Raw genomic sequence first — 19,218 nt, forward strand, 5'->3', positions numbered from 1 at the left:
TCAGCTGGGCATCGTGGCCGAGGCGCAGCGCCAGTGGCCGCAGGCCGAGCAGTATTACCAGCAGGCGCTGGCGATTTACATCGAGTTCAACGACCGCTACCAACAGGCGGGCACCTACCATCAGTTGGGTACAGTGGCTGAGGAACAGCAGCAGCACGGCCCTGCGCGAGTCGCATTCCAAAAAGCGCTCGCTATCTTCGTGGAACACGACGATAGGGAAAGCACCCGGGTTGTGTTGTCGAGCCTGGCGAGATTGTGGCGTGTCACTGAGGACGCACAGATACCTGTGCAGGTTGCCGCGGCGCTCGGCTGTACTCACGAGGAGGCGGAGGATTTGCTTCATCGGTTGCAGTCCGATTGAGCGAACGCATCATCAAGGGCGCGTGCCATTGCGTACGACGGGGTTGCGACGCCAGCTTGCTGCCATGCTGCTCGCCGTGACGCTGGATCGCTGGTTGCCCGATAAGGAGCCGGTTGCATGACGGTGTCGATGCACGACGGACATGGAGCAAATTATCGTGGCTGAGATTTCATGATCCTTCCCCTGCCGAGACCGCCCGAAGTCAGTTGGCGTTGGGTCGCCCGACGCATCGCTACTGTGGATCATGAGGCGTCAATCTACACGCGGATCCGTTCGACCTCATCGAGGCTGATGTCGTCGCGGCGTCGATCGTAGAGCTGGGTGGTGCGGGTGGACGCGTGATTGGCCATTGCGGCGGCGTTCTCGAGCGTGCCGCCGTTTTTCAGATAGGCGGTGATCCCGGTTGCGCGAAACGTGTGGTTGCCGATCGGGGTATCGATGCCGGCTGCCAGCGCCCGGCGCCGCACCATCGCATACGCGTTGGCTTGGGGTAGAGCAGAGGTGCTCAACCGTCCGGTGCCGCGCGCGATGGTGCGGAACAGCGGTCCTTTCGGTTCATGCCGCAGACCGGTCTGTTCGAGATAGTCATGAAGATACGCTTCGAGCGTGTGATGACACGGCATGGCGTGTGCCTTGCCGCCTTTCTCGCGCAACCGCACCCACAAACGCCGCTGCTGGACGTAGACATCCTCGACGCGCATCGCGAGCGCCGCACCCACCCGCGCGAACGAAAACACCATCAACGCAATGAGCGCACGGTCGCGTAGACCGATCGGCGTCGACACATCGATGCTATCAAGCAGCTGCCGCGCCTCAGAGGTGTCGAGGACCGGCGTTTTACCCTTTTTGGCGGTGTGGCTCGGCCCCCGCACAGAGGCGGCCGGGTTGTGCGGCACAATCTGACCAGTCACGAGCCAATCGAACAGGTGACGGATGGCGGCAAGGCGCTGCTTGACGGTCGGCGCAGAGTGAACCTGCGTCTGCAGCTCGATCCACGCGGCCACATGCAGCGGCTGCACCGCGGTGATGGACGTCACGCCGGTGCCGCCGCACCACGCCAGAAAATCCCCCGCCGCGCGTGCGTACGCCCGCCGCGTATGCGGATTGCGGATCGCCGACGCAAAGAACTCGAGAAAACGAATGCCGGCCTGATTTCCGGCAGAAGCCACAATTGCAGGAACGGACGGCGCTGTCCCGACAGCCAGATCGACGCTGAACATGGCTTCAGTCATCGCTTCCTCCCCAAGCCGGGAGCGCCACCCTGCCAAGCAATATCCAGCATGTCGACATCGTGGGATTTAGGCGATTTGTAGCCCGGATAAGCAGCAACAATCACAACCTGCGTTGGCTGACCCTTCAAGCGCACTTTAGCCTGCTCATCCGTCAATGTGCGAAGCGGGCGGGGCCGGGCGTTCGCCTTCCGCAGCGCGGATTCACGCTCGGCCTGTTCCTTCAGTCGTCGCTGCTTCTGTCGTCGCCTTTTCTCGGCGTACTTTTGCACATCCGCCACGGAAAGTTTCTGCTTTGGTGCCAGCAGCTTTTTTCGCCGGGGCTTTTTCGTGACCGGAATCGCGGCGATCTGCGCTTCACGGGCGGCAGCCTTCTCAGAACGCCCGTTTGCCTCGACATGCTCCAATATCTTGCGCGCCTTACGCTTCATCGTTCGCCTCCGGCTGGCCTGCCCGCGATGCCTGCGCCCGCAGCAGCAACTGGTCTACCTCTTTAACAGTCCGGGCTTCCACCTCAATGTCCCCGACCTTCAAGCGCACCTTGCGCCCCGAACGCCCGCTAATCCACGCGCCAGCGGCAGTTCCAATGACACCGATGGCGGCCGGGCCCAGTTCCTTGATGACGTACTCGGCCAGTGAGTAACCGGTCGCGTCGACCGCATCGAACGTCATCGCACGTTGCGAAAAGCGCACGTCCGCCGCACGCAATGAACCGCTGAATATCCGCAGTTCGGCCTGAAACGCCGGATCTTGAAGGGCTGGATCATCCGACGCCCGCATCAGCCGAAGCCCGACGTTGGGCAGGCCGCTTCCGCGCGATTCCATGGCCACCTCCTATATTTGATAAAGGATATTATCACATATACGACGACGGGCGCATGGACTTCGCCGTCCGTGCTTACTACTATCCTGAAAGGCAATCGTCTGCGCGGTAAGCTGCATGCCAAGGAAATCGAGGTGCAAAATGGTGGCCCTTCGCAATACCTTCTCGCGCCTGTACTGCCTAGATCGTCCCGGCTTTCTTCGGCGGTATTTAGCCCGCTCTTTTCCCTTCGCCCGCCTCTCATCAATTGTCTTTGCACTGCACGGAACCATATGGAACATGTTCGGCGTGCCGTCAAAACTTACTCAGATATCACTCGTTATACTTCTCACGCGATATATCCCGCCTCTTATATTCATTGGCTTTCCAAAATGGTCTCGTCATCATTATCACTGGGTAATCTGCACCACTTTCGTTACCTTCATTGGCACAACGATTACACTGCAGATGTTTTCCATACCATCGATCGAGATTTTCGAACTGACACTTGTCAAAGGCAGACCATACAGCGTTATAGAATTACAGTATAGCTATCTCACAGCAATATTTTACATACTTTTTCTCACTAGGCTGCCTTTCCTTCACGCCTCCATCCTGACCCTGACAAGTTATGCCTATCTCGTAATAGGTATAAACTACGTTGAAGGAACCAAAAATCTATCCAGCAACGATTTACTTGGCTTATACAGATTATCAACACTGTTTGCGGTAGTAACTCTTGGCCTCTACGTCAATTACTGGCTTCAGGCCAGAGAGCGCGCTCTATACGAAGAAAAAATAAAAACACAAATCGCAGGAATAGAGCTTAAAACAAAAAATGCTGAATTATCGACGATAAACAACGAAAATACGATGCTGATCGAACGCTTACAGCAAGCGAAAAACGCGGTTGAGGCAAAAAATCGCGAACTCGATCAAGTCAATAATGACCAAGCCGAACTGATGTGGCGAGCAGGCCATAACGTCAGAAACGGACTGCTTCCCGTCTGGTCTGCTGTAGGCAAGATAAACAACGCCTTGGACGCTAATCCCGTAGATTTAAAGGCCGTTCACGAGCAAATCACAAAAATCTCAACCGGGTTCTCTCTTTCGATTGAAGTTCTAAATCGACTTATGCGCATGAACCAGTACCAAACCGGAAAAGTTACGCCAGATCTAAAATTAATCGATATACGTGATCTCGTTATCAAGATACATGATCAGCTCAACGAAACGGCCAAAAAGAAAAACCTGTTTTTTGTTTGCTATGTAGGTCACGGCCCTGCCTATGCTTATACCGACGAAGTCATGATTATAGAATGTGTTTTTAATCTTGTTAGCAACTCTCTTAAATATACTTACCACAAAGACTGCCCAGATATCGTGGGGGAGTCGCCCGCAACGGTTCACGACAAACGAATTTGCAATGCAAAGCAGAAAAACAGACCGCCCTCTGGCGTCGTCATTGGCGTCGTACCGCATCATGACGTGATTAGAGTTCACATAGTCGATACCGGGATAGGAATTCCTAAGACTGACATTGATAAAGTATGGCGCCCGTTTTTCCGCGTCGAGAGAAGGCCGAATGCAGAAAGTCTTGGTTTAGGACTCTATACAGTAAGCAGAATAATTTCTGCGCTAGATAATCATTACATTTCTATACCGTGGTCAAAGGAAGGGATTGGCTCTCATTTTCTCATGGATATTCCCCGCGCTGTGCTACCCATGGACTTGCTTTCAAGCTCCGCTACGGACAAAGTGGACTCTGTTATAGATGGGGCGTATGTCTTGGTTTTAGGAAAAGACAGGCGGCAGACCATGGAGACAGCGCAACTGATTGAGCTATGGAAGGGGCGCGTAGTCTACGGGCCGAGCGCGCGGTCCGTGCTGAATAGGATCGCTGAGAACGAGCGCAGACCGGATGCAATTATTGTTGATGATCAATTAATCGACGGAAGCGCAACCGATGTCATTGCCGTTATCCGCCGAGAACTTGGCGCGGTCCCATGTCTGGTGATCGCCGATACTATAGGCGCCTTGGAGCGGTCGAAATATATTTCAATGTCCACCGTGCTCACGAAACCATTTGGGCACGACGATGTACGGAAGAAGCTGCACGAGGTCTTGCTCATGGGAAAAACAGCGCAGGATTCCGCTTCAAACGATTATACCGTCCAGACAGCCCCTAGCAATCCTTAGAATCACTGTTGAAACTTTTAGGCGTATCAACAACAATATTTCTTTTATTGAAATCCGCCATAAGCTCCATTCGATTCAAAACCTTGAAATTTTTCAATATCGTGGTGACATACTCAGCCACCACGAAGCTTTTTATTCCGTTCATTTTTTTTGCAATCGCCTTATTCGAAAGGCCTTGCACTACGTAATACAAAGTCTCGAATACCCTTGGCGTGAGACCGCTCTCGTCCTCTCTGAGAATATGCCGCTTGGGGGGCGGCGCCGGCGTTAGCGATGGAGGCGGGTAATATACCTCGCCATCCAGGACACGCCGCATTGCTTTTCTCGCCATTTCCCTATTCGCTGTAATTTTTGGCAAATATCCATAGGCGCCATTTTTGAAGGCGACCGATACAGTTTCGTGGTCTTGGCGGCTTGAGACCATAATTATTGGCGTCAGCAACGGACATTCCTCGTTGTCTTTTAATTCCTTCAAAAGCTCTAATCCTCTTCCATCAGCGTCATTAATCAGATTAATGTCTAAGAAAATTATGTCGAACTTTGACGTTGAAAGGATTTTTTTCATCTCCTCCTCGGATTCAGCCTCAGTGACCTCAAGATCCGGGTCGATCTTATTCAACAAATCGGCGAACCCCTCACGTGTGAGAGTCTCATTGTCTACCAATAGCGCTTTCATAGGTGTCTCCCCGAAGTTTATGTAGATGATAAGTGATGGTTTTACATAAATCCACCCTGACGTTAACTCGACTTATACCCTACCACCAAACCCTATGGTTTTAGGGTGATGGTATCTGCAAGGCCTAGGGATTTTTCCTAGGTTTTATTCGGGTAAATCATGAGGATTTATCAAACGCGTTCGATGGAATAGAGTTCGTTCCATGCCAATCGAAAGCATACGGCGTTCGGTGGGCTCTTATCTCGGAGAATGATCATGGAAAAGTCGCATCAATCTGCAAAGCGCAAGATCGTGTCGGTCGTTACCGCGGCGGCACTGCTTCTGGGTGCCCTCTCTGCCAATACGGCTTTTGCCGGAGGAATCCTTGCGGATATCGCTAAGGCGGTGGACCCTGCTCATGCCACTATCTACGAGCAACTCGATAAGGCTAACGGCGATTATGGCCATCCTGTCGAGGCAGCAGCGGCTGCCGCATTGGAGTCCCTTTAATCGAAAAAATGGGCTGGACGGTGACATTACCGCCCAGTCCTAATTGGATTACCCAAGCTCAACTCGGAGAATCACTATGGAAAAGTCACATCAATCTGCAAAGAGCAAGATCGCGTCGGTCGTTACCGCGGCGGCACTGCTTCTGGGTGCCCTCTCTGCCAATACGGCTTTTGCCGGAGGAATCTTGGCTGATATCGCTAAGGCGGTGGATCCGGCTCATGCCGCTATCTACGAGCAACTCGATAAGGCGAATGGTGATTATGGCCATCCCGTCGAGGCAGCAGGCTACGCCGTCTTGCAGTCCCTGTAAGCAACACACAGGGACTGGACCGGTGACATTGCTACCAGTCCCTGATTCGATTTACGCAAGCTCATCTCGGATGAATCATCATGGAAAAGTCTCATCAGTTTGCAAAGCACAAGATTGTTTCGTTTGCCATCGCCGCAGTGTTGGCTGTGGGTGCCTTTTCGGCTAACACGGCTTTCGCCTGTGGATTCATCGCCTGCGTGGCCGAAGCCGTCGATCCGGGTCATGCCGACGTCTACCGTGCACTCGACAAGGCGAATGGTGATTATGGCCATCCCGTCGAGGCAGCAGGCTACGCCGTCTTGCAGTCCCTGTAAGCAACACACAGGGACTGGACCGGTGACATTGCTGCCAGTCCCTGATTCGATTTACGCGAGCTCATCTCGGATGAATCATCATGGAAAAGTCTCATCAGTTTGCAAAGCACAAGATCGTTTCGTTTGCCATCGCCGCAGTGTTGGCTGTGGGTGCCTTTTCGGCTAACACGGCTTTCGCCATTGGATTGCTGGAGAGCAGTCTGCCAGAGACTATTACTCACTGTTTTGACTATCCGGCGCCACATACTGTTTTTGACGTAATCGATTATGGCCCTGTCAATACGATAGACGCCGTCTTATGGGAATCCCGATAAGCGGACAGTGGCATCGCCGCCAGTCTCCACGTTACTTTGTATAGTTCGCGTCAAAATGTTTTTTCTGACCATCGCTATCCTCGGCTTATCGCCGTTTCAACCCTGTGCATCAGCCCTAAGGCATTGGGGTAATGTAGTTGATGATCATAGGGTTTTGTACACCTGATTCAGCGGAAAAATTATTAGGATTTTAAAGTCACGGTTGGTGAGGTACATTGAATTTCAACGAGCCACCGAGTGCTCACCTGGAGATTATCATGGAAAAATCTGCACGCACGATCGCTTCGTTTGCTGTGGCGGCGGTGTTAGCTGCGGGGGCCTTTTCGGCTAGCACGGCTTTTGCTCGGACCGACACAAATCGCTTGGTGAAAACTCTCGGCCCCGACCTTGCTAAGTCGTCTTATGTGAACAAGGGGACGGCTGCCTCAGCTGTTCCATTGAAGCGGTTGGTGCAGCGATAATAGATTTCACGAGGCGCGAGTCTAATTAAGGGAATAAAAACTATTTATTGATGTAAATTGGGTACGCAGCAGCATACGCCCATTCCGTGCGGTGATCCGCTGAACAGAATGGGCATTGTGCTTCATGGACAGGCAACCTGCCCAAGTTGGCGCTTCTCGCTGTCATACACTGCACCGATCAAACGTAAATTTAGCTCCCCATACAACGAGATATCCGTCGTCGGGACTAGGACCAGAATCGGTGTGTGTGTTATTCATCCCTTTATTACAGACAGGCCCCGTAGCAGTCCATGTCCCAGCCGATTTATGGTATTGAATGTTGTATGGATTGTTACGGGCTATTGTTCCGGTGCAGTCAGTTTCTCCTCCTTGGCTTGTAAAAAGCTGATCAAATCTAACAAAACAAACGCTACCATTTTTTAAGCTTTCTTTTACCTGTGCATCAACCGCCGACGAAACGAGGGCCGTGCCCAGCGAAATGATTACAATCGATTTGTTCATGTCTTTTCTCCGGTATCCACTTCCTTGGCACGAAGCCGTAACCGTACCTTTCGCTTACGTTTCCTACCACTTAGCCTGTCATAAGTTTGTTGCGATGAGTGCAAGTTAGTCAATTTTAATAGTGAACGGTAGGGGCAAATACCAAAAGCGCTTCAACTTAGGATTAGATGTGGGATGCCGCGCCGCGCACGGGCGGCCAAGTAAGAAGCAACCGCCACGCGCGCGTCAAGCCACATTTGTAATGGTTCGCTTATGAAGTCGACAAATCATGTTGGCGTGTATCTGATAACCCGATAGTTTCGCCTTGACCCTCGCTCTGCGGCGCGAAAGGCAAAACTTTGGGATGAGTCGACGGCACTGCATCGCAAAAGCTCAGGGTTTCGGGGATGGCTTTTTGAGGTTGTCTAACAGAGCCCGCGTACGTGGGCGTGCAGCCGTAGGGCAAGGCGTCGCGGGGAGTTGGTGCACAACGCGTTGGAACCCCGGCCCTTCGGCCGGGCTGTCCACGCCTGCTAAGGGGTGGTCAGCGACGTAGCGCACGGACGAACGCGGGATGACCGCACAACGCTGATAGAACAAGCCGGGTGCGCATGTACGGCTTGATCGCGGCACGCTCGCGCTGCGAAACCTCCTGTTCATGCCGTAGCCGATATAGTTCGCGTCGCAATGCGTCGCGCTCATTCGTGACCGTGGATAGCGGTCATCGCCGGACGGTTAGCACATCGCAGCACCGCACTTGACTCTAGATAGACTACCTAGCTACAATCAGCCCTGACTCAGCACTATGTAACCTATCTAGAGAGAGATGAGGTCATGACGGACGCTACTACCCAATCCACCAATGAAGCCGCAGTGATCGATGCAATCGACGCGGTCACCAGTGCCCTAGAACGTGCTCTGACTGGACTGCAAACCCTGCGGACCTTACTGATACAACCGGAGCCGCCCGCCGAGTTCGATCCCAAAGATCCGGCGAACAAGTTCAAAGATGGCAAGCTCACACCGAGGGGTGCGGAAATTTGCTACCGGCTGTTCGACGCCGGGCACACGCGGTACGCCGTGGGCGCACTCATGGACATCAGTTTCTCTGCGGCGACCAACCGTTACTACTCATGGCGGGATGCCGGGGGCATCGCAAGGGAAAAGCAACCGCTGTGATCGATGAGGCGGAAACCGTTTTCCTGAGACGGCGCCAGGTCCCTTGACGAACAAAATAAACATCATTATGCTACGCAGCGTTAACGCTGCGTAGCATCGTTGTTAATTCGACATGTTTTTGCCCTCATCGGCCCGTGCTTGGGGGCTTTTCGACTTGTTTTTTCAAGCTTTTAGTGTTATGCTACGCAGCGTTAACGCTGCGTAGCAATATGAATTTAGGCTATATTTTTCCATGTGTCCGCCCTATTCACGGTAGTTCCAAGCTTGTTTTCACCGAAATTAAATGATATTCTACCGCAGCGTTAACGCTGCGGTAGACAACTGACAAGCCCGATATGGCAAGCAGCAGATCAAGAATCCAGATCGCGAAGCCCGACATCATTCGATATTTCGACGAGCTGCCTTCGCATGTGCTCAAGCTGAAGGAGATCCAAGCCATTGTTGCCAACCAGCGTGCTTTTTGGCGACTGGCGCAAAACACGACCGCGCAGGATTTCATTGGGTTCCTGCGAGACCATGCCAAGCTACGTCAGATCGAGTTTGCGTTTCCGCAACGGACCGAGCAGTGCTATGTATGGGGCGAAGTCCCGCCGCTCTCAATCCTTTTGTCGCTCAGGAAGGGACTGTATCTCAGTCACTACACCGCCATGCGGGTGCACGGCTTGACGGAACAGTCCCCAACGATCGTCTACCTGTCCGAAGAGCGCAGCAGCCCGTCGCAACCGCGCGCCCGCCCACAAATAGGTCAGGCGGAGATAGACGAATCGTTTCGACGCCCGCCTCGCGTGTCTCACAACTGGATTGAATACGCAGGAAGAAAGATCTACCTGCTGAACGGGGCGTACACAAATCATTTGGGCATCGTCACCGAGGACGTTACGGATGACGATGGGCGACCAGTTCAAGCACGCCTGACCAATCTGGAGCGCACGCTTATTGATATCACCGTGAGGCCTGTCTATGCCGGCGGTGTATTCGAGGTCGCCAAGGCATTCGAGCTAGCCAGAGACCGGCTGTCCGTTAACCGGTTGATTCCCATGCTGCGGAAGCTCGATTTCATCTTTCCGTACCACCAGGCGATCGGATTTTATCTGGAACGTGCCGGATACAAGTCCAGCCAGATCGACCTCGTCCGACGCCTGCCGATGGAATACGATTTCTTCCTGGCACCCGAAATAAACAAAACGCGCTACGACAGCAACTGGCGCTTAGTGGTGCCAGAAGGGCTTTAGCCGCTCGATCAGGTCGGTCACATAGTCAAAGTAAAACCGGAACTCTTTGAGGTCAAAGTCCGGCGACACGGTCGCGGCCACTGAAGGAAAGCCCGCCACGTGGAAGTCGTACTGATCCGCGACTTCACCAAGAAACGACAGCGGCACCTTTTTGGCCTCAAACATCGACACCAAGGTCCGCCGCATCTGCTCGCCGGTGAGATCCAGATCAAGCGCGCCCAACAATGTGTGGATATCAACGAAGTCTTTCGGGCGGGCGCTTCCGGCATGGCCTCTTTTGACGATCGGCGCGTACTTCTCCATCTGCTGGCAGATAGCTCGCAGCTTCTCGCATACGATCATCATGGGCGAGTAAACGTAGATCAACGTTCCTTCGAAATCCACTCCCTGCTTGTCGTAGACGTACTCATAGCGGCTGATATCGATAAGGAATTTCGGGCCCTGTCCAAGGTTGATAGCGAGTCTGCGCAGCATCTCTATATTTGCAGAGTGCTGTGCGTGAACCGCTGCGGTGGCGAGCTTGAATTCGACACCGTATCCGCCCCAGAAGGCCTGCATGTCTGCTGACATGGTCTTTGGCTTTTCCAGCATCTTGAAATCAAAAACTTCAAAGCCAGAGGCGCGGAACGTATCAGTCAACGCTCTGTGGATGCGCTCCTGCACTACTTCGAGACTTTCGACGAAGTCCTGTTTCAGCGAAAAATCGAGATCGACTGAAGCTCGAGCGCTGATTTGGTGAACAAGCGCCATAGCATTACCGCCCTTTAACACTAACTGCTCCAGCAACTCGTCGTCTGAAAACATCGCTTGGATGGCCAAATTCTTGATCTGCGTCAGCAGCTGCGCATTTTGAGGGGGCTGGTTCATGAGTAAATAAATAACGTCAGGTAGCTATCAGGTAGTCTATCGTAATAGCCTAACCCATTCCGCATATCCCTGACATGGAATGTCTCCTTCTTGCCCTGCTCTCATGCCTCGAGCGCGGGTTTTTTTTGCCTATGTCTCACGCCGGCCTCGTTTTAAATACGTTTTACCGTTTTAAATCGTTTTAGGCACCCTCAGAGCCTTGCCCAACAAGGCTCTGAGGGGCGCGATTGGCACAACGACCCGGTTGAATTGGCACAAATGCCCGGTTAAATGGAACAAACGTCCGGTTATTGGCACAACGGCCCGGTCTTATCCACAAATGGAACGCGCTTTGTAGTTGTTCCATTTGCCTAATTGGTACATACTGTTTCGGCGTTCCAATAACAGACATAAGGCCAATGCCGCTCAACATGCTCACAGCGAAGCCCGAAAGCCAGACGGCGATTGCGGACCGGAACGTAACGATGGCGAACCTCGTTATGCGGGCCTCACACGGGCTTACGCTGCCGGAGAAGCGCATGATTGCCGCCGCTCTTGCCAAGTCCGATACCACGGACGGGCGCGCGCTCACAGACGAGCGATTCTGGACGGTCAAACTATCGGCGGCGGAGTACGCGGAAACGTTCGCGGTAACCGCAGACACGGCGTACGAGCAACTACAGGCGGCTGCAGACGGGTTGCTATCGAAGTTGATTGAGGCGCCTAAGGCCGGGCCTCGGGGCGCTGTGCGGGTCGCAAAGCATCAGTGGCTATTACGGGCGGAGTACGCCAAAGGAGAGGGCACGGTAACGGCCACGTGGCATCCCGACTTGCGCCCGTTCGTGTTCTGCCTGCGGCGGGAATTCACGACATACAAGCTCAAGCACGCTGCCGCGCTGCGCTCGGTATATAGCTGGCGGCTGTTTGAATGCCTGAAGTCGTGGGACGGCGCGGGCAAATGGTCCCCGACAATTGAGGAGTTCTGGGTTGCAATGGACGCTAAACCAGCGCACCGGGCTAATTTCAAGGCACTACGGCAGCGAATCATCGAACCAGCGGTGGCGGAGTTACGCGACAAAAACGGACTTTTGATCGACTGGCAACCTATCAAAGATGGGCGCAGGGTCGGGGCGCTGCGGTTTGAGTTCGTACGGAACCCGCAAGGTGCACTGTTCTGAACCGGGTATTTGTTCCAATTAGTTGAATCACAAAAAGGCCGCCGGGGCTAGCCAATCTCTCGTGTAATCAGGTCGCGCACTAGCTTCGCTATGGTCGTGCCGTTCTCCACTGCGCGTAGCTTTAGTTGCTTGTGTATCTCGGGATCTAGGTCCAAGTTGAGACGAACGGGCTTAGGTGGGCGTGTTCCGGCCTGCGATTGCACGAGGGCAGCCCCGGAAACGAACTCCTCTCGGCTTGCGGGCTTGTCGGCGGGCGTGACCTTGGGACCAATCTTGAATTTTCCACTCATTTACTCAACTCCTTTGAGTTACTCAACTCAAAAAATTCCTGAGCTAGTAACTGAATTTCTGCCCGCGCCTGTGAGTTATCGCGCTCTACCACGCCATGCCCGCTAAGGAGGGCGTCCCGATACACCTTGCGGTCCCGGATTACGGTATCGGCTAACTCAAGTTGATCGAACTGCGCCATTAGCTCCCGCGCGTCCTCAACTTCTCGGATCACGGGGTTACTCGGGGCCATAGAGAGCACGGCGCACGCCTTTAGCTCGGGATTCAACCCGCGAGCAAGGCCGATCAGTTCATTAACTTTCGGGAGTGTCTCTAGGTCCGCTTGGCTGGCCCGCGTCGGGACCAGTAGGAGATTCGCCACGGCCATAGCGGAGCGCATTTCTCGAGAGTCGCGGCCCCCGGCGTCCACTACGATTACCTGATACCGCTTCCCGAGGTCGCGCAATGTCACGGAAACGTCCCCGGTTCGCTGCACGCACGGCACGGATGGACCGATACCGGCCTCGTCCCGCCGCTCGATGAAACGGGCGCATGTTGCCTGCCCGTCCGTATCAAAAAGCACCACGTCTACCCCGTTGTGCGCCAGGTGGACGGCCAGGTTGCTGGCAATCGTGGACTTGCCTACGCCGCCCTTCTCCGCCCCAACCAGAACAATCATAATTACCTCAGGTGGGTTGAGTATCTGAGTTGATTATCTGAGTTGAGTTAATGAGTGTCAATGGCCGGGAGCATCGCTCACACGTCCGCAGAGCGATCTCCTTCTGTTTCTGGCTTCCCTGAATTCGTTGACCTTTCCCCGGATTTTCTAACCTTTCCCAGATCAACGTTCGCTCTCGCTCGTGCTCGCTTGAAGTCTTCTTCGGCCCACTCCGGGTTATCAAGATCTTGGGCAATGCCCCGTTGTATTGCTTCTTCTTCGTCATCCGTAGGCCGCACCGCGTGAGGGCGGCCCTTCATCGCATTCGGCATAGCTCTTCCAGGGGGATGTGCTGTAGACCAACAACGTGGAAAGGTGAACGTATTCGGGCTCTGGTGCTGAGGTCGCGTTCCGTCTTTACGTGTCTAGTCTATCCGGCCCTTAGGCTATGTTCGAAACGCTTTTCGATGTGGTTTCTGGGCCACAATTCCCCGCTTTTTTTACTGCCCTTAACCGGGGATGCAGCTGCCCTTAAAACGGCCATACACCATACGCAGGGACCTTCGGCACCTGCAAAACCCGGCAAACCAACGCCCAACAAAGGTCTCCGCGATTCGAAACCAAAAACAGGATGGCGAAAATGGGGTACACGTGTGGCACACGAAACGCTCAATCGCCCGTCCGACAACGGTTTGAGTGGGGTACAACCGGGGTACAAGCCACTTTTAGTGGTTCTACATAAATCAGCGCTACTTAAACGGCAAGATGCCCCAAGCCGCTGCGTATAGTGTATGGCCTTTTTAAGGGCAGTTCAGCCCCCTTGAGGGCAATTAAGACTGGGCCTTTTCAGTCCCCAAAGACTTCATCGAGTAGCGTTCGACCCATTCGATGCCTTTGAAGGACTGAAAGCGACGCCGAAACGACGGGAAGTTGCAAACAGAGGACAACCACGAGGCATTAACGGTGCATCGTGGGTGCAAAAAATGGGTTGATGGTGCAATGACAAGCCAAATACAATGCAACGGCGGTGCACCTTAGGGGAACAAGGCATATGGGCCTATCCGATCTGAAACCTACCAACATGTCTGCCTTTGTCCGGGGCAAGTTGACAGAGATTGAAGCCGCGATTGTCTCGGGCGTTTCCCATTACGACGTATGGAACGCGCTTCGGGAACAGGGGTTGACGCTGACGTTTCACAGCTACATGTCAGCCGTTAAGCGAGCAAGAAAGGCGAGAGGCGTACAACCGGGGCAGGTGCCGGTCCCGGCATCGGAGGCGTCGAAGTCGACGCATTCGGCGGCTCATAAAACGTGGCCGGGGGAATCTATGGATTCACCAACCGATCCCGTCCGCTCCAGTGAATACGCGGAACAGCAAGTTAGCAGAGCGAGCTCATCTAATCGAGGGTCGCGCACGACGGCGCGCGACGGCTAACGATAGAAAAGGAGGAGGAAGAGATGGCGTGGCTCAAGCTTTGTAACAATGATCCGTTGGTGAAGACGCTGAGGGATGTCTTTCACGCCAACATCATTCGTATTCCAGAAGAAAAAATACAGCCCCTGTGTGTGATCGCGGCGCGAAACGGCAAAATTGCGTACCGAGGACAATTGACCGATCTGATCGCCGGTGATCCTGTTCCCGAACTTTTAGAGCTTGCCATGCAGACCAGCGACATGGCCGATATAGCCGGCAAGCGCTCCCGTCAGATCGATCTCCAGCTGGGACTGGAGATTCTAGATGGATTTCTACGCGGATTTGGCGTGCCTGCGGTAGCGAACGTCGGGCAGCAGCTGAGCGGAGCCTCGCAAGTGTCCTTCACGTTCAGCCAGGTTCAGCGTCACTATTGCGACCCCGCCAAGATCGGCCGGTTGCTCTCTGGAAAATCATTGGAGCGCAGCAATCCGGTCGTTGCCAGTCTTGTGGGAGAAGATCCGTGGGACTGTCTGCTGATCGATTCGGTGATCACCAGCCGCGACTTCACTCTGCACGTTGATCAGACATCAAAGCAAGACCTTCACCTAGACGTTCCAGCGATCGAGCAGGTGTTGTCTAAGGCAAAACTGGGTGTGCAAGTCACCAGCTCGTCGGGCCGCAGTCTGACCTTTCAGGGGCCCAAACCTCTCGCGTTTGCTTTTACCTGCGAGCGACTCGTCTTAACCGATCAGGCCAAAATCATGCAGATGCCTCCGGACACTCAGGAGAGAACGTTCACGAAACGCCCACGAGAGGTATTGATAGGCAAACAGCCCGTGATGCTCGAATTGGAAGAATGAGCAAGCAGAAAGCGGAGCAGCTATCGCGACAGCAGGCCCGACTGGAGGAATCGCCATGCCACTGATAACAATCGAAGAGCGCGATAGGGGTGCTGGCGATGCCTCATCAAAGACCGGGGGAGATTTTAAGGCGGTGGTGTGCATCGATGGTGGAGCGGACTATGCGAGCGAGGTGAGCGATCCGTTTTCGGAAGGAGAGGAAGAGCGGCTTGAATGGTATTTCGAGGCGCATCTGCGGCAACCGTATTTGAATCAAGTGACGGCGCAGCAGGCGGCGCAGAGCATCACCACTTACGGAGAGCGCTTGTTTGGCCAGGTGTTCGCTGACCCGAAGGCCTACGCCCGATATTCTGCCTGCAAGTCCCAACTGGATGGGTTGCGCATCGAGATCGAGGGTTCGCCCGCGTTTCATGCGCTGCACTGGGAGGCACTGAAGGATCCGGATCTGCCCCGGGCGTTCGCTCTCGATTGCACGGTGGTGCGGCGAAGACGTGTTGAGCAAGCGCTCGAAGCACAGGTGCGCAGCGCGCCGGCGTTGCGGCTGTTGATCGTGACGGCCCGTCCGCACGGGGCGGGCGATGTTGCCTATCGCACGATCTCACGGCCGCTGGTCGATGCACTGCGCCGGGCCCATGCACGCGTCGACATCGACATCCTTCGACCCGGCACCTACCGGGCCCTGGATCACCACCTTCAACAAGTCAGATCAGATCCCGCCAGGGGTCCCGGTTTTTACCACATCGTTCATTTCGATACCCATGGCGCATTGCTCGAGTACGCCGAGGTCGAAACCACCACCTCACCCGATAAATATGCGTACCGACGTTATGGCCGCGGCAAGCTCGCGCCCTACGAAGGGCAGAAGGCTTTTGTGTTCTTTGAGGGCGAGCACGAGCAAGAGGCGGAGGCCGACCCGGTCGAGGCGAGCGAGCTGGCCCGGTTGTTGACCACACACCAGATCCCGATTGCGATCCTCAATGCCTGTCAGTCGGGCAAGCAGGTCGGGGTGAGCGAGACGAGTCTGGGCAGCCGGCTGATTGAAGCGGGCGTGCAGCTGGTGGTGGCGATGAGCTATTCGATCACCGTCAGTGCGGCCGAAGTGCTGATGACAAGCCTTTACCAGCAGTTGTTCGCGGGTGCCGAGATGGCCCCTGCAATTCGCCGTGGGCGGCATGAACTGGCGAACCAGAAGGCACGCCGCGCGTACTTCGGCCAGACGATTGAACTGGAAGACTGGCTGCTGCCGGTGGTCTATGAGAATGGGGAGGTGAAACTCGTCCGTCGCGAGTTCACGCCCGAAGAGGAACGGATTTACTACCAGCGCCAGGCCAGCACCTGGAAGGAGCCGAGCACAGCGTACGGCTTCGTCGGCCGAGACCTGGACATCCTGGAGATCGAGCGCCGCCTGCTGCGCCACAATCTGTTGCTGGTGCGGGGCATGGGCGGAGCGGGCAAGACGACGCTGCTTAGGCACCTGGGTCACTGGTGGCAGACCACCGACTTCGTGGATCGGGTGTTTTACTTCGGCTACGACCAGCAAGCCTGGACGCGCCAGCAGATCCTGCATGAGATCGCGAAGACGCTGCTGGGCATGGCGGATTATCACGCGCGGTTCGTGCCGATGGCGGACCTAGCTATTCAACAGTCGTTTCTGGCCGAGCAACTGCGCGGCCAGCGTCACCTGCTGATTCTGGACAACCTGGAGTCGATTACGGGTACCCATCTGGCGATTGCCCATGGACTGCCTCCAATTGAGCAGACTGCGCTGAAGGAGTGGCTCAAGGCTCTCGTGGGTGGCCACAGCCTGGTGCTGCTCGGCTCACGCAGTGGCGAAACGTGGCTCGCGCAAGACACGTTCGGCGAGCATGTGTATGACCTGCCGGGGCTTGACCCCGAGGCAGCCTCGATGCTGGCGCAGCGGATTCTGGAGCGGCATCACGCGACCCGGTATCGCGACGACGACGATTTCCAACACCTGCTCAAGTTGCTGGCAGGATTTCCTCTGGCGTTGGAGGTGGTGCTGGCCAATCTGGCACGACAGACTCCCGCCGAAGTGCTTGTGGGACTTCAGCTTGGCAAAGGAATTGAAGAGGGCGACGCGCAGAGCAAGACCGAGAGCATCCTGCGCTGCATCGACTACTCGCACAGCAACCTGTCGCCGGATGCGCAAAACCTGCTGATGTGCCTGGCGCCGTTCAGTGGCGTGTTGAACACGAGCATGCTTGACGAATATTCCGGTGCCCTACGACAACAAGCGGAACTGGCGCATTTGCCGTTCGAGCGCTGGGCGGAGGTGCTGCAAGAGGCCATCGACTGGGGGCTGCTCAGCCCCGATCCAGAGGTATCGGTCTTTCTGCGGCTGCAGCCGGTGTTGCCGTACTTTCTGGCAAGTCGTCTGAATGAGGCCGCACAGGCGCCGTACAAGCGGGCGATCGAGGCGGCGTTTCGCCAGCACTACGAGGGATACGCCAAGACGATACACAGATACCTGAACTCAAAGGAGGCACAGGAGAAGCAGATCGGGCTGATGATCTCCCGCTTCGAATACGAGAATCTGCTCGCCGCGCTCCGCCTGGCACTGAATGCGCATGCCTCGATTCAGGCCGTTTATAGCGCGCTATCCGACACGCATGACGCCCAACACGATGAAGAGCGCGCGCTTGCGCTGGGCGAACTGGTGCTGGCTCAACTGGATACCTATCCGGCTGACACCCTCAATGCAGCTTTCGTACTCGAACTGATCGGAGTGGTCGACGATATCGCACTTCGCCAGCTCAACTTGCAGCGCTTCAGTGAGGCCGAGGGCAGCTATCATCGGGCGCTGGCTCTGCTGCTCGCCGAGCGAACTCCGCCACTGGAGCAAGCGCGACGACTGAGCGCCTCGATCTACCATCAGCTGGGCGTGGTTGCCCAGGCGCAGCACCAGTGGCCGCAGGCCGAGCAGTATTACCAGCAGGCGCTGGCGATCAAGATCGAGTTCAACGACCGCTACGCCCAGGCGAGCACCTACCATCAGTTGGGCAGGGTGGCGCAGGAGCAGCGCCAGTGGCTGCAGGCCGAGCAGTATTACCAGCAGGCGCTGGCGATCAAGATCGAGTTCAACGCCCGCTACGCCCAGGCGAGCACCTACCATCAGTTGGGCATCGTGGCGCAGGAGCAGCGCCAGTGGCTGCAGGCCGAGCAGTATTACCAGCAGGCGCTGACGATTTACATCGAGTTCAACGACCGCTATGAGCAGGCGGGCACCTACCATCAGTTGGGCACCGTGGCGCAGATGCAGCGCCATTGGCCGCAGGCCGAGCAGTATTACCAGCAGGCGCTGGCGATTTACATTGAGTTCAACGACCGCTATGAGCAGGCGAGCACCTACCATCAGTTGGGCACGGTGGCGCAGGCGCAGCGCCAGTGGCTGCAGGCCGAGCAGTATTACCAGCAGGCGCTGGCGATTTGCATCGAGTTCAACGACCGCTACGAACAGGCGGGCACCTACCATCAGTTGGGCATGGTGGCGCAGGCGCAGCGCCAGTGGCTGCAGGCCGAGCAGTATTACCAGCAGGCGCTGACGATCAAGATCGAGTTCAACGACCGCTATAAGCAGGCGAGCACCTACCATCAGTTGGGCATGGTGGCGCAGGCGCAGCGCCAGTGGCCGCAGGCCGAGCAGTATTACCAGCAGGCGCTGGCGATTTGCATCGAGTTCAACGCCCGCTACCAACAGGCGGGCACCTACCATCAGCTGGGCATGGTGGCGCAGGCGCAGCGCCAGTGGCTGCAGGCCGAGCAGTATTACCAGCAGGCGCTGGCGATTTACATCGAGTTCAACGACCGCTACGAACAGGCGGGCACCTACCATCAGCTGGGCATCGTGGCCGAGGCGCAGCGCCAGTGGCCGCAGGCCGAGCAGTATTACCAGCAGGCGCTGGCGATTTACATCGAGTTCAACGACCGC

The 19,218-nt window shown here is 55.5% G+C and carries 19 protein-coding genes; 12 read left to right on the plus strand and 7 right to left on the minus strand.

Features of this window, described 5'->3' with window-relative positions:
- A partial coding sequence (locus NCS03_RS30850; protein WP_250530487.1) for a tetratricopeptide repeat protein occupies nucleotides 1–361 on the plus strand: 361 nt, incomplete at its 5' end.
- Nucleotides 362–618: 257 nt separating this feature from the next.
- On the opposite strand, the gene NCS03_RS30855 is transcribed toward NCS03_RS30850, so the two are convergent.
- From NCS03_RS30855 to NCS03_RS30865, 3 genes are read right to left on the minus strand one after another with little or no spacing between them, the layout of a single operon-like run.
- The gene (locus NCS03_RS30855; RefSeq protein WP_250530488.1) at nucleotides 619–1,593 is read right to left on the minus strand and encodes a tyrosine-type recombinase/integrase; all 975 of its coding nucleotides are present in this window, start codon (nucleotides 1,591–1,593) and stop codon (nucleotides 619–621) included.
- Nucleotides 1,590–2,021 (minus strand): hypothetical protein, encoded by a 432-nt coding sequence (locus tag NCS03_RS30860; RefSeq protein WP_250530489.1) that lies wholly within the window; start codon nucleotides 2,019–2,021, stop codon nucleotides 1,590–1,592. Before NCS03_RS30860 ends, NCS03_RS30855 begins: the two co-directional genes overlap by 4 nt.
- Entirely contained in the window at nucleotides 2,011–2,415 is a 405-nt protein-coding gene (locus NCS03_RS30865; protein WP_250530490.1) for a hypothetical protein, read from the minus strand. Before NCS03_RS30865 ends, NCS03_RS30860 begins: the two co-directional genes overlap by 11 nt.
- A gap of 139 nt (nucleotides 2,416–2,554) precedes the next feature.
- Between NCS03_RS30865 and NCS03_RS30870 the strand changes: the two genes are divergently transcribed.
- Complete coding sequence (locus NCS03_RS30870) at nucleotides 2,555–4,591, plus strand: ATP-binding protein (protein ID WP_250530491.1); 2,037 nt, start codon at nucleotides 2,555–2,557, stop codon at nucleotides 4,589–4,591.
- Here NCS03_RS30870 and NCS03_RS30875 read toward each other — a convergent pair.
- Nucleotides 4,578–5,267, minus strand: a complete 690-nt coding sequence (locus NCS03_RS30875) for a response regulator (protein WP_250530492.1) — start codon at nucleotides 5,265–5,267, stop codon at nucleotides 4,578–4,580. The two genes, NCS03_RS30870 and NCS03_RS30875, sit on opposite strands and share 14 nt — an antisense overlap.
- A gap of 255 nt (nucleotides 5,268–5,522) precedes the next feature.
- Between NCS03_RS30875 and NCS03_RS30880 the strand changes: the two genes are divergently transcribed.
- The 5 genes from NCS03_RS30880 to NCS03_RS30900 all read left to right on the plus strand — a co-directional run bounded on the left by NCS03_RS30880 (nucleotide 5,523) and on the right by NCS03_RS30900 (nucleotide 7,155).
- Nucleotides 5,523–5,756, plus strand: coding sequence for a hypothetical protein (locus tag NCS03_RS30880; RefSeq protein ID WP_250530493.1), 234 nt, complete (start codon nucleotides 5,523–5,525; stop codon nucleotides 5,754–5,756).
- A 76-nt stretch (nucleotides 5,757–5,832) separates the two neighbouring features.
- The gene (locus NCS03_RS30885; protein WP_250530494.1) at nucleotides 5,833–6,066 is read left to right on the plus strand and encodes a hypothetical protein; all 234 of its coding nucleotides are present in this window, start codon (nucleotides 5,833–5,835) and stop codon (nucleotides 6,064–6,066) included.
- Between the two features lie 80 nt (nucleotides 6,067–6,146).
- The gene (locus NCS03_RS30890; protein WP_250530495.1) at nucleotides 6,147–6,380 is read left to right on the plus strand and encodes a hypothetical protein; all 234 of its coding nucleotides are present in this window, start codon (nucleotides 6,147–6,149) and stop codon (nucleotides 6,378–6,380) included.
- Nucleotides 6,381–6,460: 80 nt separating this feature from the next.
- Nucleotides 6,461–6,694 (plus strand): hypothetical protein, encoded by a 234-nt coding sequence (locus NCS03_RS30895; RefSeq protein ID WP_250530496.1) that lies wholly within the window; start codon nucleotides 6,461–6,463, stop codon nucleotides 6,692–6,694.
- Between the two features lie 257 nt (nucleotides 6,695–6,951).
- Nucleotides 6,952–7,155 carry a hypothetical protein gene (locus tag NCS03_RS30900; RefSeq protein WP_250530497.1) on the plus strand — a complete coding sequence of 68 codons (204 nt, stop codon included), beginning with the start codon at nucleotides 6,952–6,954 and terminating at the stop codon, nucleotides 7,153–7,155.
- Between the two features lie 162 nt (nucleotides 7,156–7,317).
- On the opposite strand, the gene NCS03_RS30905 is transcribed toward NCS03_RS30900, so the two are convergent.
- The gene (locus tag NCS03_RS30905) at nucleotides 7,318–7,656 is read right to left on the minus strand and encodes a hypothetical protein (RefSeq protein ID WP_250530498.1); all 339 of its coding nucleotides are present in this window, start codon (nucleotides 7,654–7,656) and stop codon (nucleotides 7,318–7,320) included.
- A gap of 813 nt (nucleotides 7,657–8,469) precedes the next feature.
- Between NCS03_RS30905 and NCS03_RS30910 the strand changes: the two genes are divergently transcribed.
- Together NCS03_RS30910 and NCS03_RS30915 are read left to right on the plus strand one after the other, a co-directional pair.
- On the plus strand, nucleotides 8,470–8,814 hold the full coding sequence (locus NCS03_RS30910; RefSeq protein WP_250530499.1) for a hypothetical protein: 345 nt from the start codon (nucleotides 8,470–8,472) through the stop codon (nucleotides 8,812–8,814).
- A 335-nt stretch (nucleotides 8,815–9,149) separates the two neighbouring features.
- On the plus strand, nucleotides 9,150–10,046 hold the full coding sequence (locus NCS03_RS30915; protein ID WP_250530500.1) for a type IV toxin-antitoxin system AbiEi family antitoxin domain-containing protein: 897 nt from the start codon (nucleotides 9,150–9,152) through the stop codon (nucleotides 10,044–10,046).
- Here NCS03_RS30915 and NCS03_RS30920 read toward each other — a convergent pair.
- A complete protein-coding gene (locus NCS03_RS30920) occupies nucleotides 10,023–10,913 on the minus strand; it encodes a nucleotidyl transferase AbiEii/AbiGii toxin family protein (protein ID WP_250530501.1) in 891 nt (296 codons plus the stop codon). The two genes, NCS03_RS30915 and NCS03_RS30920, sit on opposite strands and share 24 nt — an antisense overlap.
- A 398-nt stretch (nucleotides 10,914–11,311) precedes the next feature.
- Between NCS03_RS30920 and NCS03_RS30925 the strand changes: the two genes are divergently transcribed.
- Entirely contained in the window at nucleotides 11,312–12,070 is a 759-nt protein-coding gene (locus NCS03_RS30925) for a replication initiation protein (protein ID WP_250530502.1), read from the plus strand.
- A gap of 286 nt (nucleotides 12,071–12,356) precedes the next feature.
- On the opposite strand, the gene NCS03_RS30930 is transcribed toward NCS03_RS30925, so the two are convergent.
- Nucleotides 12,357–13,016 (minus strand): division plane positioning ATPase MipZ, encoded by a 660-nt coding sequence (locus NCS03_RS30930; RefSeq protein ID WP_250530503.1) that lies wholly within the window; start codon nucleotides 13,014–13,016, stop codon nucleotides 12,357–12,359.
- Between the two features lie 1,437 nt (nucleotides 13,017–14,453).
- On the opposite strand from NCS03_RS30930, the gene NCS03_RS30935 reads away from it, so the two are divergent.
- Both NCS03_RS30935 and NCS03_RS30940 read left to right on the plus strand, forming a co-directional pair.
- Nucleotides 14,454–15,269 (plus strand): gasdermin, encoded by an 816-nt coding sequence (locus NCS03_RS30935; RefSeq protein WP_250530504.1) that lies wholly within the window; start codon nucleotides 14,454–14,456, stop codon nucleotides 15,267–15,269.
- Between the two features lie 55 nt (nucleotides 15,270–15,324).
- A partial coding sequence (locus NCS03_RS30940) for a tetratricopeptide repeat protein (protein ID WP_250530505.1) occupies nucleotides 15,325–19,218 on the plus strand: 3,894 nt, incomplete at its 3' end.

The sequence above is a fragment of the Caballeronia sp. ATUFL_F1_KS4A genome (assembly GCF_023630905.1).
Lineage (GTDB): Bacteria > Pseudomonadota > Gammaproteobacteria > Burkholderiales > Burkholderiaceae > Caballeronia > Caballeronia zhejiangensis.

Excerpts from the sequence above, each read along its gene's own strand:
- NCS03_RS30855 (WP_250530488.1), bottom strand. The coding sequence starts at position 1,593 with ATGACTGAAGCCATGTTCAGCGTCGATCTGGCTGTCGGGACAGCGCCG.
- NCS03_RS30860 (WP_250530489.1), bottom strand. The coding sequence starts at position 2,021 with ATGAAGCGTAAGGCGCGCAAGATATTGGAGCATGTCGAGGCAAACGGG.
- NCS03_RS30865 (WP_250530490.1), bottom strand. The coding sequence starts at position 2,415 with ATGGAATCGCGCGGAAGCGGCCTGCCCAACGTCGGGCTTCGGCTGATG.
- NCS03_RS30870 (WP_250530491.1), top strand. The coding sequence starts at position 2,555 with ATGGTGGCCCTTCGCAATACCTTCTCGCGCCTGTACTGCCTAGATCGT.
- NCS03_RS30875 (WP_250530492.1), bottom strand. The coding sequence starts at position 5,267 with ATGAAAGCGCTATTGGTAGACAATGAGACTCTCACACGTGAGGGGTTC.
- NCS03_RS30880 (WP_250530493.1), top strand. The coding sequence starts at position 5,523 with ATGGAAAAGTCGCATCAATCTGCAAAGCGCAAGATCGTGTCGGTCGTT.
- NCS03_RS30885 (WP_250530494.1), top strand. The coding sequence starts at position 5,833 with ATGGAAAAGTCACATCAATCTGCAAAGAGCAAGATCGCGTCGGTCGTT.
- NCS03_RS30890 (WP_250530495.1), top strand. The coding sequence starts at position 6,147 with ATGGAAAAGTCTCATCAGTTTGCAAAGCACAAGATTGTTTCGTTTGCC.
- NCS03_RS30895 (WP_250530496.1), top strand. The coding sequence starts at position 6,461 with ATGGAAAAGTCTCATCAGTTTGCAAAGCACAAGATCGTTTCGTTTGCC.
- NCS03_RS30900 (WP_250530497.1), top strand. The coding sequence starts at position 6,952 with ATGGAAAAATCTGCACGCACGATCGCTTCGTTTGCTGTGGCGGCGGTG.
- NCS03_RS30905 (WP_250530498.1), bottom strand. The coding sequence starts at position 7,656 with ATGAACAAATCGATTGTAATCATTTCGCTGGGCACGGCCCTCGTTTCG.
- NCS03_RS30910 (WP_250530499.1), top strand. The coding sequence starts at position 8,470 with ATGACGGACGCTACTACCCAATCCACCAATGAAGCCGCAGTGATCGAT.
- NCS03_RS30915 (WP_250530500.1), top strand. The coding sequence starts at position 9,150 with ATGGCAAGCAGCAGATCAAGAATCCAGATCGCGAAGCCCGACATCATT.
- NCS03_RS30920 (WP_250530501.1), bottom strand. The coding sequence starts at position 10,913 with ATGAACCAGCCCCCTCAAAATGCGCAGCTGCTGACGCAGATCAAGAAT.
- NCS03_RS30925 (WP_250530502.1), top strand. The coding sequence starts at position 11,312 with ATGCCGCTCAACATGCTCACAGCGAAGCCCGAAAGCCAGACGGCGATT.
- NCS03_RS30930 (WP_250530503.1), bottom strand. The coding sequence starts at position 13,016 with ATGATTGTTCTGGTTGGGGCGGAGAAGGGCGGCGTAGGCAAGTCCACG.
- NCS03_RS30935 (WP_250530504.1), top strand. The coding sequence starts at position 14,454 with ATGGCGTGGCTCAAGCTTTGTAACAATGATCCGTTGGTGAAGACGCTG.